At 72.5% G+C, this 13,338-nt stretch carries 10 protein-coding genes; 1 reads left to right on the forward strand and 9 read right to left on the reverse strand.

What is annotated here, in order from left to right; genetic code table 11:
* Nucleotides 1–10 precede the first annotated feature (10 nt).
* From H4F70_RS12460 to ftsY, 5 genes are all read right to left on the reverse strand, one after another.
* Complete coding sequence (locus tag H4F70_RS12460; protein WP_182357422.1) at nt 11–1,162, reverse strand: amidohydrolase family protein; 1,152 nt, start codon at nt 1,160–1,162, stop codon at nt 11–13.
* A complete protein-coding gene (ffh, locus tag H4F70_RS12465) occupies nt 1,159–2,760 on the reverse strand; it encodes a signal recognition particle protein (protein ID WP_182357423.1) in 1,602 nt (533 codons plus the stop codon). Before ffh ends, H4F70_RS12460 begins: the two co-directional genes overlap by 4 nt.
* Nucleotides 2,761–2,937: 177 nt before the next feature.
* A complete protein-coding gene (locus H4F70_RS12470; protein WP_182349083.1) occupies nt 2,938–3,291 on the reverse strand; it encodes a P-II family nitrogen regulator in 354 nt (117 codons plus the stop codon).
* A 101-nt stretch (nt 3,292–3,392) separates the two neighbouring features.
* Complete coding sequence (locus H4F70_RS12475) at nt 3,393–4,862, reverse strand: ammonium transporter (RefSeq protein WP_182360383.1); 1,470 nt, start codon at nt 4,860–4,862, stop codon at nt 3,393–3,395.
* A 225-nt stretch (nt 4,863–5,087) separates the two neighbouring features.
* Nucleotides 5,088–6,647, reverse strand: a complete 1,560-nt coding sequence (gene ftsY / locus H4F70_RS12480; RefSeq protein WP_276521109.1) for a signal recognition particle-docking protein FtsY — start codon at nt 6,645–6,647, stop codon at nt 5,088–5,090.
* A gap of 151 nt (nt 6,648–6,798) precedes the next feature.
* On the opposite strand from ftsY, the gene H4F70_RS12485 reads away from it, so the two are divergent.
* Nucleotides 6,799–7,818 carry an AurF N-oxygenase family protein gene (locus H4F70_RS12485; RefSeq protein ID WP_182357425.1) on the forward strand — a complete coding sequence of 340 codons (1,020 nt, stop codon included), beginning with the start codon at nt 6,799–6,801 and terminating at the stop codon, nt 7,816–7,818.
* 30 nt (nt 7,819–7,848) lie between these two features.
* On the opposite strand, the gene smc is transcribed toward H4F70_RS12485, so the two are convergent.
* The 4 genes from smc to H4F70_RS12505 form a co-directional block, all read right to left on the reverse strand.
* Nucleotides 7,849–11,544 carry a chromosome segregation protein SMC gene (smc, locus tag H4F70_RS12490; RefSeq protein ID WP_182357426.1) on the reverse strand — a complete coding sequence of 1,232 codons (3,696 nt, stop codon included), beginning with the start codon at nt 11,542–11,544 and terminating at the stop codon, nt 7,849–7,851.
* Between the two features lie 84 nt (nt 11,545–11,628).
* Entirely contained in the window at nt 11,629–11,922 is a 294-nt protein-coding gene (locus H4F70_RS12495; protein WP_182357427.1) for an acylphosphatase, read from the reverse strand.
* Complete coding sequence (locus H4F70_RS12500) at nt 11,919–12,353, reverse strand: OsmC family protein (protein WP_235681086.1); 435 nt, start codon at nt 12,351–12,353, stop codon at nt 11,919–11,921. The genes H4F70_RS12495 and H4F70_RS12500 overlap by 4 nt, the downstream gene beginning before the upstream one ends.
* Nucleotides 12,354–12,627: 274 nt before the next feature.
* On the reverse strand, nt 12,628–13,287 hold the full coding sequence (locus tag H4F70_RS12505) for a type II toxin-antitoxin system HipA family toxin (protein ID WP_235681087.1): 660 nt from the start codon (nt 13,285–13,287) through the stop codon (nt 12,628–12,630).
* Between the last annotated feature and the right edge of the window lie 51 nt (nt 13,288–13,338).

Below are 13,338 nucleotides of genomic sequence, written 5' to 3' on the forward strand. Positions count from 1 at the left end.
GCCCGTCGCGCTACGCGTGCACGCCGGGAGCGACCGGCATCCCGCCCGCGACGATGAGGGCGGGCGCGCGGAGCACGCCGGGGTCGTCGCGCGGGTCGGCGGGATAGACCACGAGGTCGGCCCGCGCATCATCGCGGTCCAGCCCGTAGAGCCCCGCATGCGACTCGTCCGCACCGGTGAGCCACCTGCGCCCGCGCCACGACGCCGCGGCCACCGCGGCCGCGTCGCCGAGACCGGCCGCGGCCAACGCCTCGACCTCGTCGACGATGCGGCCGTGGTCGATCATCCCGCCGGCATCCGTCCCCGCATACACCGGGATGCCCGCATCGAGCACCGAACGCATGGTTTCGCCCAGCCGCCCGTGCAGCGCCCGCATGTGCGCGGCGTAGACGGGGTACTTGCCGGCGCCGTCGGCGATGTCCGGGAAGTTGGCGATGTTGATCAGCGTGGGGACCAGCGCGGTGCCCTGGCGCCGCATCATGTCGATGGTCTCGGCGGTCAGCCCCGTGCCGTGCTCGATGCAGTCGATCCCCGCGCGCAGCAGGCCCGGCAATGCGTCCTCGCCGAACACGTGCGCGGTGACCCGCGCGCCGGCCGCGTGCGCCCGGGCGATGGCCCGGGCGAGGATGTCGTCGTCCCAGAGCGGGGCCAGGTCGCCGACGGAGCGGTCGATCCAGTCGCCCACGAGCTTCACCCACCCGTCGCCGGCCCGCGCCTGCTCCTCGACCGCGTCCGGCAGTTGCGCCGGATCGTCGAGGGCCAGCCCGAGCTCGCGCAGGTAGCGCTTGGGCCGTGCCAGGTGCTGCCCGGCGCGGATGATCCGCGGCAGCCCGGGGACCGCGTCGAGGCCCCGGGTGTCGACGGGAGCGCCGCAGTCGCGGACCAGCAGGACTCCGCGGTCGCGTTCGAGGCGTGCCTGCGCGAGGCATTCGTCGGGGCCGACGCCGCGGCTGCCGCGCCCGACGCCGACGTGGCAGTGCGCGTCCACCAGTCCGGGGAGCAGCCAGCCGCCGTCGCCGAGGTCGCGCGCCCCGGCGACCGGCGCGGTGGTGAGCCGCCCGTGGTGCAGATACCACTCGACGCGCTCACCGCCGGGGAGCGCGGTGCCCCTGATCCGCCACGGCCCTTCGTCGCCGAGGCCCGGCGCGCCGGGCCCGGTCACTTCGCCTTCCCGTCCTTCCCGGGCAGATCCAGCTGCGACAGGTCGATGCCCTCAAGCCCCGGGGGCAGCTTGTCGAGGCCCTTCGGCATCGACGACAGGTCCGGCATCCCGCCGGGCATCCCACCCGGCATGCCCGGGAATCCGCCCGGCATGCCGCCGGGGAAGCCGCCCTTGACCTTGGGCGGCGTGGGACCGCGCCCGCCCTTCTTGCCCTTCTTGCCCTTCTTGCCCCGCTTGCCCTTGCCCTTGCCGTGGCCGCCCGGGCCGCCCATGCGGCCGGCCATGGCCGACATCATCTTGCGCGCCTCGAAGAACCTCTCGACGAGCTGGTTGACCTCGGTGACCGTCACCCCGGACCCGTTGGCGATGCGCAGCCGGCGCGAGCCGTTGATGATCTTCGGGTTGTCGCGCTCGGCCGGGGTCATGCCGCGGATGATCGCCTGAACCCGGTCGAGCTGCTTCTCGTCGACCTGGCCCAGCGCCTCCTTCATGTCGCCGGCGCCGGGGAGCATGCCGACGAGGTTGGCGAGCGGACCCATCTTGCGGATGGCCATCATCTGCTCGAGGAAGTCCTCCAGCGTGAGCTCGCCGCTGCCGATCTTCTGGGCCGTGGCCTCCGCCTGCTGCGCGTCGAAGACCTGCTCGGCCTGCTCGATGAGGCTGAGCAGGTCGCCCATGCCCAGGATGCGGCTCGACATGCGATCCGGGTGGAACACGTCGAAGTCGCCGAGCTTCTCGCCGGTGGAGGCGAACATGATCGGGCGGCCGGTCACCTGCCGGACGCTCAGCGCGGCGCCGCCGCGCGCGTCGCCGTCGAGCTTGGTGAGGACCACGCCCGTGAACCCGACGCCCTCGCGGAAGGCGTCCGCGGTGCTCACCGCGTCCTGGCCCACCATCGCGTCAAGCACGAACAGGACCTCGTCCGGCTGCACGGCGTCGCGGATGTCCGCGGCCTGCTTCATCAAAACCTCGTCGACGCCCAGCCGTCCGGCGGTGTCGACGATGACGACGTCGTGGACCTTGGTGCGGGCCTCCTCGACACCCGCGCGCGCCACCGCGACCGGGTCGCCGACACCGGCCCCCTGCGCCTCGCCCTCGCTGCTCGCGCCGGGATGCGGCGCGTACACGGGCACCCCGGCCTGCTCGCCGACCACCTTCAACTGCGTGACGGCGTTGGGCCGTTGCAGGTCGCAGGCGACGAGCATCGGCGTGTGCCCCTGCTCGCGCAGCCACACCGCCAGCTTTCCGGCCAGCGTGGTCTTGCCCGCGCCCTGCAGGCCCGCGAGCATGATCACCGTGGGCGGCGTCTTCGCGAGGTTCAGCCGCCGGGTCTCGCCGCCGAGGATGCCGATGAGCTCCTCGTTGACGATCTTGACCACTTGCTGCGCCGGATTGAGCGCACCGGAGACCTCCGCCCCTTTGGCGCGTTCCTTGATGTTCTTGATGAACTCACGGACCACGGGGAGTGCGACGTCGGCCTCGAGCAGGGCCAGGCGGATCTCGCGGCAGGTGGCGTCGATATCGGCGGGCGACAGCTTGCCCTTGCCGCGCAGGTCCTTGAGCGACGAGGTGAGTCTGTCGGAGAGGGATTCGAACACCGGTTGCGCTCCCGTTCGCTTGCTCTGGTGGTGTATCGGGGTGCCGCACGCAGGACTGCGGCACCCCGACAGCCTAGCGAGTGCGCCGCCACCGCCGCGCGGGCGCACCGCGCGGGCCCGGAAGTACACCCCCCAGCGGAATCACACGGCCGGGCGGGATCACACGGCCGGGCGGGATCACACCGCGTCCGCGCCCAGCTCCCCGGTGCGCACCCGCACCACCTGCTCGACCCGGGTCACCCACACCTTGCCGTCGCCGACCCGGCCGACGTCGCCGTCACCGGACCGGGCCGCCGCGACGAGCGCGGCGACCACCGCGTCGACGGCGGTATCGGCGACGACCACCTCCACCTTGGCCTTCGTGTGCATGTCCACCGCGAACTCGCTGCCGCGGTAGAGCTCGGTGTGCCCCTTCTGCCGGCCGCGGCCCCGCACTTCGGTCACCGTCATCCCGTGCACCCCCGCGGCACTCAGCGCCGCCTCGACCTCATCGAGCGCCACGGGGCGGATGATTGCGGTCACGAGCTTCACGTGGACTCCTTCGTCGTGGCCCCAGGTCAGGGGTTCCGGAGGCGCCGAGGATACCGTCGCGACGACCGCCGCCCGACGCAGCGGCACCGCCGGCGAGTGCCTCACGACGGCCCGCGCCCGCCACCGGTCACCGCATACTCACGATCCTGCCCCGCTGCGGCCGGATCGGCACCCCGGACGCCGGACTCCGCGGCGGAATGGTCGATTCCGGCGTGCCCGGGGCTTGGCACCTGCCGGCCGGCGGTGCGGCCCCAGTCGTAGGCGGACTCGGCGTGCTGGCTCAGATCGATCCCGGCGATCTCGTCCTCCGGGTCCACCCGCAGCCCTATGCATGCCCGCACCGCCAGGGCGATCACCGTCGTCACGACGGCGGCGTAGACCATCACCGCCGCGGCTCCCACGGCCTGCCGCCACAACTGGTCGGCCCCGCCGCCGTAGAACAACCCGTCCACGCCGGTGGGCGCGGCGGACGTGGCGAACAGCCCCACCAACAGCGTCCCGATGAGCCCGCCGACCAGGTGCACACCGACCACGTCGAGCGAATCGTCGTAGCCGAGGCGGAACTTGACCCCTACCGCCAGGGCGCAGGCCGCACCCGAGACCACGCCGATCACCAACGCCCCCACCACGTCGACCGACGCGCACGCGGGGGTGATGCCCACCAGGCCCGCGACGACCCCGGAGGCCGCGCCCAGCGTGGTGTGGTGGCCGTCCCGGATGCGCTCGACCACCAGCCAGGCGAGCATGCCGGCGCACGCCGCCACGATCGTCATCACCAGCACCGACGCCGCCGCGCCGTCGGCCGCCAGCGCGGACCCGGAGTTGAACCCGATCCACCCGAACCACAGCAGCGCCACGCCGATCATCACCAGCGTCAGGTTGTGCGGCCGCGACGGGTGGGTACGCCACCCCCGGCGCACGCCCAGCACCGTCGCGAGCACCAGCGCCGCCACGCCGGCGTTGATGTGCACCGCGGTGCCGCCGGCGAAGTCGATGGCGTGCAGGTCCGAGATGATCCAGCCGCCCTCCCCTGACACGAGCCCGTCCGCGGCGAACACCCAGTGCGCCACCGGGAAGTACACCAGCACGGCCCAGATCCCCGCGAACACCAACCACGCGGAGAACTTCATCCGGTCCGCGACGGCCCCGGAGATCAGCGCCACCGTGATAGAGGCGAACATGAGCTGGAAGATCACGAAGGCCGCAGCCGGGATGGTGCCCACCAGCGGGGCGTCGCCCGCGCCCTCGGGGAGGATGCCGCCGAGCGCGGCGAAGTCGAGCGGGTCGCCGATGACTCCGCCGACCGAATCGCCGAACACCGCCGAGAAGCCGAACAGCACCCAGAGCACCCCGACGACACCGAGCGCGCTGAAGCTCATCATGATCATGTTCAGCACGCTGCGCGCCCGCACCATGCCGCCGTAGAAGAACGCGAGCCCCGGCGTCATGAGCATGACCAGTCCCGCACTGATCAGCACCCACGCCGTGTTCCCCGCGTCCGGCGACCCCGCGCCGACCGCCTGCAGCACGACCCCGTCCGGGGCGACCGCCTCCCACACCGATCCCGTCATCACCGACACGCGGACCACCGTCCCTCCCGGCCGGGACCGCGCCCGGCCGTGTCATGCGGAGGGGCCTGCCGCGGAATGCGCCACCGGCTACCGCAGGACGACCCCGACCCTCTTCTCCGTCGGGAACCATCCTGCGCAACCCGTGTTACGGGTTCGCAGGCACGATGTTGCGGCTGTGCAAACTCTGCGGCCCGCCGTGTTACGCCGATGTGACGCGCGGTCGGGTCACCCCAGCAGCGCGTCCACGAACGCGCCCGGGTCGAAGGGCGCGAGGTCGTCGGGCCCCTCCCCCAGGCCGACGAGCTTGACCGGCACGCCCAGCTCGTGCTGCACCTGGAACACGATGCCGCCCTTCGCCGTGCCGTCGAGCTTGGTCAGCACGACGCCGGTGATGTCGACGACCTCCGCGAACACCCGGGCCTGCGTGAGCCCGTTCTGCCCCACCGTGGCGTCGAGCACCAGCAGCACCTCGTCCACCGGCGCCTTCTTCTCGACGACACGCTTGACCTTGCCGAGCTCGTCCATCAGGCCGGTCTTCGTGTGCAGCCGGCCCGCGGTGTCCACCAGCACCGCGTCGACGCCCTGCTCGATGCCGCGCGCCACCGCGTCGAAGGCCACCGCGGCCGGGTCGCCGCCCTCCTTGCCGCGGACCACCTCGGCACCGACCCTGTCGGCCCAGGTCTCGAGCTGGTCGGCGGCAGCGGCGCGGAACGTGTCCGCCGCGCCGAGCAGGATGCGCCGGCCGTCCGCGACGAGTACCCGCGCGAGCTTGCCGGTCGTCGTGGTCTTGCCGGTGCCGTTGACGCCGACGACCAGCAGCACCGCGGGGCTTCCGCTGTGCGGCAGCGCGCGCACCGACCGCGCGTTGGCGGTCTGGAGCTCGTCCACCAGGACCTCACGCAACAGCGCGCGCGCCTGGTCCTCCGTCCGTACCGACCGGGTCGCCATCTGGTCGCGCAGCCGCGTGACGATCTTGTCCGTGGTGGCGGCGCCGAGGTCGGCGATGATGAGCGTGTCCTCGACCTCTTCCCAGGCGTCCTCGTCCAGGTCGCCGCCGCCGAGCAACCCGAGCAGCGACTTGCCCACCGCCGATTGCGAGCGGGACAGGCGGCCGCGCAGGCGCTCGAGCCTGCCATCGGTGGGCGCGATCTCCTCCGCGGGCGCCGCAGGGGCTGCGGGCGCTGCCGGGGCCTCGGGCGCGGCAAGGGGCTCGGGTTCTGCGGGGGCGGCCGGAGTCTCCGGTTCCGCAGTGGGGACGGGCGTCCCCACGGGCGCTTCCGGCTCCGCCGGCGCTTCCGCCGGCTCAGCGGGGGCCTCGGGCTCTGCGGGGGCGGTCGTCGCACCGTCCACCGGCGGTGCGGTCTCCACCGGCGGTGCGGTCTCCGCCGACGGTGCTGTCTCCTCCGCGGGGGCCGCGGGTCCTTCAGGGACAGCAGGCTCTACAGGAGCGGCAGGCGTAGCGGAAGCAGTCGACGCGGCCGGGGCGGCAGACTCCGGCGGAACGACCGGCGCCGGCGACTCCGGCCGCGCGGCGGGTTCCGGTTCCCGCGGACGCTCGGGCGCCGCGACGCCACCGGAACCCCCTGAGCCCTCGCTGAAGTCGAACCCGGACGAGGTCGTATACCCCCCGGGCTTCGCCTTGCGCTCCTCGATCCCGGCTTCCGGCGGCGGGGTGAAGCTGATCTGCCGGCGCCGGTAAAGCACCGCCCCGGCGACGATGGCGATGACGACCAGCGCCGCCACGACTGCGATGACGATCCAGAGTGCTGAGTTCACGCGCCCCATCATCGCAGCAGCCCCGGACCGGCGTCACATCCGCTCCGGCGCCCCGGCGCTCGCGCACGCACCCGACGCACCGACCTCTTGCATGCGACATTCGGTCACACTAAACTGTGTGACACAGGTAACGTTCCATCGATCGTTTCGGGAGGCCGGCATGACTCTCCAGGATTCCGACACCGCGGTGGACCGCCGCGCCGCCCACGCCCCCGGCCTGTCGCCGCAGTACCGGCGGATGCTGCGCACCCTTTCGGAGGGGTCGGTGGACAAGCATTTCCACCCGTACCTCGACATCGACTGGGACAACCCCGCCCTGGCGCTCGACCCGCAGGATCCGCGCTGGGTCCTCTCGCCTGCGATCGACCCGCTGGGCGCCACACAGTGGTACCAGGACCAGCCGCTGGACAGCCGGATCGCCATGGGCCGCTGGCGCCAGGCCAATGCGATCAAGGTCGGCGCATCGTTCGAGACCATCCTCATCCGCGGCCTCATGCATTACGTGACGGCACTGCCGAACAACTCGCCGGAGTTCCGCTACTGCCTCCACGAGATGACCGAGGAGTGCAACCACATCCAGATGTTCCAGGAACTCGTCAACCGCATCGGGGTCGACGTGCCCGGAATGCGGCCGGCGTTCCGGCGCGCGTCCCCGTTCATCGGCCTGGCCGGCGGATACGCCTACGTGGTCCTGTTCATCGGCATCCTCGGCGGCGAGGAGCCCATCGACCACTACCAGAAGTCCCTGCTGCGCCACGACGTCGAACTGCCGCCGCTGGTCCAGCGGGTCATGCAGATCCACATCGCCGAGGAGGCGCGGCACATCTCCTTCGCCGGCGATTTCCTGCGGACGCACATGCCCCGCATGGGCCGGGCGTCACGGGCCACGTGCTCGGTGCTCTTCCCCGTGGCGATGCGGTGGCTGGCCGGCGAGATCATGACCCCGCCCAAGGAGTTCGCCCGCAGGTTCGACATCCCCGACGCGGTCATCCGCGAGGCGTTCTGGGACAGTCCGCGTTCGCGTCAGATCATGTCCGGCTACTTCGACGACATGCGCACGCTGGCCGACGAGCTGGGCCTGATGAACCCGGTCTCCCGGCGGCTGTGGCGCGGGCTGGGGATCGACGGCCGCCGCGCCCGGTACCGCGGCGAGCCCGACCGGCGCGACTTCGCCGCCTGACCGCACGCCACCGGCGACGGTCCGGGCTGCTCACTCGGTCACGGGCACGTCACCCAGGTCCACCCCGCGCATGCGCTGGGAGATGACCTGGGTGATGCCGTCGCCGCGCATGCTCACCCCGTACAGGGCGTCCGCGATCTCCATCGTGGACTTCTGGTGCGTGATGACGATGAGCTGCGAACGCTCGCGCAGCTGCGTGAACAGGCTGATCAGGCGGTTCAGGTTGACCTCGTCGAGGGCGGCCTCCACCTCGTCCATCACGTAGAACGGCGACGGACGTGCACGGAAGATCGCGACGAGCATGGCCACCGCGGTGAGCGACTTCTCCCCGCCGGAGAGCAGCGACAGCCGTTTGACCTTCTTGCCCGGCGGGCGCGCTTCCACCTCCACGCCGGTGGTGAGCATGTCCTCCGGGTCGGTGAGCACCAGGCGCCCCTCGCCCCCGGGGAACAACGTGGCGAACACGTCGACGAACTCGCGCTCCACGTCCGCGTAGGCGTCGGTGAACACCTGCAGGATGCGCGCGTCCACTTCGTCGACCACGTCGAGCAGATCCTGGCGCGCCTTCTTCACGTCCTCGAGCTGCGTGGCGAGGAAGTTGTAGCGCTCCTCCATGGCCGCGAACTCTTCGAGCGCGAGCGGGTTCACCTTGCCGAGAGTGCGCAGGTCCTTCTCCGCCTGCTTGGCCCGGCGCATCTGGGTGGCACGGTCGAACGGCATCGGCGCCGGCGCCACCACCTGTTCGCCCCGCTCCCGCGCCTGCTCGTACTCGGAGATCTCGAGCTCGGACGGCGGCAGCGGAACGTGCGGGCCGTACTCGGACACCAAGTCGTCCGGTGCCATGCCGTTCTGTTCGAGGATCTGCTCCTCAAGCTGTTCGATGCGCAGTGCGATCTTCGCCCGCGCCATCTCGTCGCGGTGCGCCGCGTCGGTGAGCGTGTGCAGCGTCTGCGTCAGCTCCGTCACGCGCCCCCGTGTCTCACGCACGCGCTCGGACCGCTCGACGCGCTGCGACTCCAGGCCGTCGCGCTCCTGCGCGGCCCACGACACCTCCGCCGCGAGCCGCTCCGCGACCACCGCCCCCGTCTCGGAGACCGCTGTGGCGACGCCGGCAGCCCGCCGGCGCCGCAGCCGGGCCCGTTCGGCCCGTTCCCGCGCCTGACGTTCGGCCGCCGCCGCGCGACGCAACCCGTCGGCCCGCCCGCGCAACGCCGCCGCACGCTCTTCCGCGGTCCGCAGCCCCAACCGGGCCTCCACCTCCACCGCGCGCGCCTCCGATACCGCGGCCACCGCATCGTCCCGCGCCTCGGCCAGCGCGCCGTCGCCCGCCTCCTGCTCATCGTCACCGGGAACGGACTGTTCGGCAAGGCGCAGCCGTTCCTCCAGCCCGGTCAGCGCGGCGACCGTCTCCTCGCGGCCCGCCTCGGCCTCCTGCCGCTGCGTGCTCAGGCGTCCGTGCTCGGCCTCCGCGGCGCGGGCCGCCTGCCCGAGCCGGCCGAGCTGTTCATACACCGCCGACATGGACGCGTCCGACTCCGTCAGGGCCGCGAGCGTCACCTCGGCGTTCTCGCGCCGCACATCCGCCTCGGCCACCGCCCCGGCCAGCGCTGCGGCGAGCTCCTCGGCGCGCGCGGACGCGGCCACCGCGGCCTCGCCCGCCTCGTCCACCGCAGCCTGCACCTCGAGCATGCTCGTGGCCGACTCCGAGCCGCCCACCGACCAGCCGTGGCCCACCAGGTCGCCGTCGCGCGTGGCGACGCGCACCGCCGGCGACGCCTCGACCGTGCAGAAGGCCGCCGCCAGATCGTCGGCGACCGCCACCCGCGACAGCAGCGACCGCACCGCCGCGCCCAGGTCGCCGTCGACGTCCACCAGGGTCTCCGCCCACACCGCGCCCCCTGCGAGCGCGCCGTCGTCGGGCCCCGGGCCAGGCCCGGCCTGCGCCGGACCGGCGGCCGGGGTGATGAACGCGGCCCTGCCCGCCTCGCCTTCCTTGAGCGCCGCGATGGCGCCTGCCGCCGCGTCCGCGTCGCGCATCGCCACCGCTTCCGCCGCGGGTCCGAGCGCCGCAGCGACGGCCCGCTCGTACCCGGCCCGCACGCGCATGCGCTCTGCGAGCCTGCCCACCACGCCGTCGGCGGACCCCTGCGCGGCATCGGCCGCGTCGGTGGTGGCGGCCGCGTCGCCCGCGGCGTCACCGAGACCCGCCCGCTCGAGCACCCATGCGGCGCCGTCCTTGCGCGCCAGGCTCATTTCCAGGGCCTCGATGCGGGCGCGCAGCGAGACCACCTTCTGCTCCGCCTCCCGCTCGCCGGCGCGCAGCTCGGCCACCCGCGCCTCGGCCGCCTCATACTCCGCGGCGGCGTGCTCGTGCCGCTCGTCCAGGGCGGCCTCGTCGCCCTCCAGCTCGTCGGCCTGCGCCTGCGCCTGCGCGAACTCGTCGTGCGCCGCGGCGGCGCGCTCCTGCGCCTGCACCATCGCCTCGGTGAGGCGCGTCACCTCCGCGTCCACCGATTCCGTGCGGCTGCGCAGCGTGTTCACCTCGCCCACCAGGCGCGCGAGCCCCTCCCGCCGGTCGGCCACCGCCCGCACCGCCGCCACGTGGGCGCGCTCTGCCTCCGCGGCGACCTGTTCGCGCTCGTCCAGCGCCTCCCGCGCCGCGGCGAGCACGTCTGCCGCCGATTCCACCGACTGCTCCAGCTCGGCCTCCTCCTCGGCCGCTCGCTCCGCCTGCCGGTCGAGCTCGTCGGGGTCGCGTCCCGGTGCGTCCTGCTGTTCCGTAGCGAGAGTGGCCGCGCGATCGTGTGCGATCCGGACGGTGGCGTCGACCCGCTCCGCCAGCGCCGACAGGCGGAACCAGGCTTGCTGTGCCGCCTTCGCCTCCGGCTCCAGACGGGCGAGCGCCTCCTCGTCCTCCGCGAGCCGCCCGGCGGCGTCGTCCAACTCGGCCTGCGCGGCCTCGAGCTGTGCGCGCAGCTCGGCCTCCTGCGCGGCCCCCTGCTCCATCTCGGCGCGCCGCGCCACCAGGTCGTCCGCCGCCAGCCGCAGACGCGCATCGCGCAGGTCGGCCTGGACGGTCTGCGCCCGGCGCGCCACCTCCGCCTGGCGGCCGAGCGGCTTGAGCTGGCGGCGCAGCTCCGTCGTGAGATCCGTCAGCCGGCTGAGGTTCGCCTGCATCGAATCGAGCTTGCGCACCGCCTTCTCCCGGCGGCGGCGGTGCTTGAGCACCCCGGCGGCCTCTTCGATGAAGGCCCGGCGTTCCTCCGGACGCGATTCGAGGATCCCGGTGATGCGGCCTTGACCGACGATCACGTGCATCTCGCGGCCGATGCCGGTGTCGCTGAGCAGCTCCTGCACGTCCATCAACCGGCACGACGAGCCGTTGATCTCGTATTCTCCGCCGCCCTCGCGGTACACTCGACGCGTGATCGACACCTCGGAGTACTCGATGGGCAGGGCGCCGTCCGCGTTGTCGATGGTCAAGGTGACCTCGGCGCGGCCCAGCGGGGAACGCCCGGACGTGCCGGCGAAGATCACGTCGTCCATCTTGCCGCCGCGCAGCGCCTTGGCCCCCTGCTCGCCCATGACCCAGGTCAGCGCATCGACCACATTGGACTTGCCCGAGCCGTTGGGACCCACCACGCAGGTGATCCCCGGCTCGAACCGCAGCGTGGTCGACGAGGCGAAAGACTTGAAGCCCTTGAGCGTGAGGCTCTTCAGATGCATCCGCCACCGCTCCCGACGACGACGCACCCGCTCCCGACGATCATGGTCCTGAACCTTACCGGCAGGTACCCGGTGCGGCGGCGCTCATCGTTCGACGAACCCGTCGAGCCCGCCGCGCGGCGCGCCCCACGAGGCGACGACGTTGTCGACCCGGCCGGGCGTGCGGCCCGATTCGAGCAGCTCCAGCAGCCTCCCGCACGCGGCCGACGGCCCCTCGGCGACGACGAGCACGCGCCGGTCCACCGTGTTCGTGGCGCTGCCGACCAGCCCGAGCTCGAGCGCCCGCGACCGCGTCCACCAGCGGAAGCCGACCCCCTGGACGTCACCGTGCACCCACGCGGTCAGCCGCGCGGGGTCCGGTATCGGATCGGAGGTCACGAATCCACCTGGATCTCGAGGTCCACCTCGGCGCCCCGCTTGACGGTGCGCCCCACGGTGCACACGCGGTCCACCGCGCGCTCGACCACCACCAGCAGCCGCTCCTGCGCGTCGGGCGTGAGCTCACTGAGGTCCAGCTCGAGAACCTCGCTGAGCACCGGGTACCACTCGTTGTCCCGGTCCGCATCGCCGGACACGCGGACCGTGGCGTCGTAGTCGTCCCCCAGCCGGCGCGAGAGCGGCTTGTCCGAGCTCATCGCCGTGCATCCGGCCAGGGCGATCTTGAGCAGCTCGCCCGGGGTGAACACGCCGGGCACGTCCTCGGAACCGATGAGCACCTCGGCCCCCCGTGAACTGCGGCCGGTGTATCGCCTGGTGCCCGTGCGCTCCACCCGGAGTTCGGTGTGCGCGGGGGCGTCCTGTTCAGTCATGTCCGACATTGTTCCACTCCGGCGCCGTTCCACCTGTGCATGCCGACGCCGCGGCGCCGGGATCGGCATCGTCCATCGGCGCCGGTCACCCCGTCGCAGGTCAGTCCGGACGCGACGCGCGGGACACAGAGCCCAGGCGTGGCGCGATCCCGTCGGCCATCATCGTGATCTCCCGCTCACGGATACCGTTTGCGCGGGCCGACTCCTTCCACCCCGTCAGCGCACGCGCAATGAAGCCCATCCGTTCCCGAGCCTGACCGGGCGTCAGACCACATTACTCAGCGAACGCGAGCAGTGCGTCAATCTCATCCGGCAGACCGTCCGCGCCCATGATCGACGTCGACCGGTTCTGCCACGGGTCCGGGTTGGGATTCACATCGAATGCAGGACTCAGTGTCCAATGGCCTCGCGCGGCGAGGAAGCCGTGATTGCGCAGATGGTCGTCAGTGTTCCCCAGCGCCACGGAAGCGACGACGCGGTCGAAGAGCTCGCGGTGGTCCGCCTTCACGGAAAGTGAGAGGTCGCGGACGGCCTGGGCGATCTCGGCGTAGTCGCGACGGTCACCGTCCGACGCACTCACCGCGGTCATCGCGCTGATGTAGCCGACGCGATGTCCTTCGTCGGTACGGTCGAATCGCCGCAGCACGAGCACGCTGCGCTCTCCCCCTCGCGCGAGCCGTCGCGTCGGTGTCCGGACGCCTGCGGATTCCAGCAGATCCAACGCGGTCGCCTTCCAGGCCATGACATCCCACTGGTCGCTGCAATGCGGGAACTTCGCGATCGCCAGCGCGCCGTCGTCCAGGCGCACGGACGCTTTGGGGCGCGCTCCGCCCAAGCCGGTCGTGCCCGTGTCGAGCAGCTCCTTCACGGCGGCCGTCGGATCCTCGTCCGTGGCGAGCTCGTCGGAGGCGCGCAGCAACTCCGGGAGCGACACCAGCGGTGGAACATGCGACGGTGGGCCGACGAACGCCACGCTGCCGGCGAC

This window comes from Tomitella gaofuii, from assembly GCF_014126825.1.
Taxonomy (GTDB): Bacteria; Actinomycetota; Actinomycetes; order Mycobacteriales; family Mycobacteriaceae; genus Tomitella; species Tomitella gaofuii.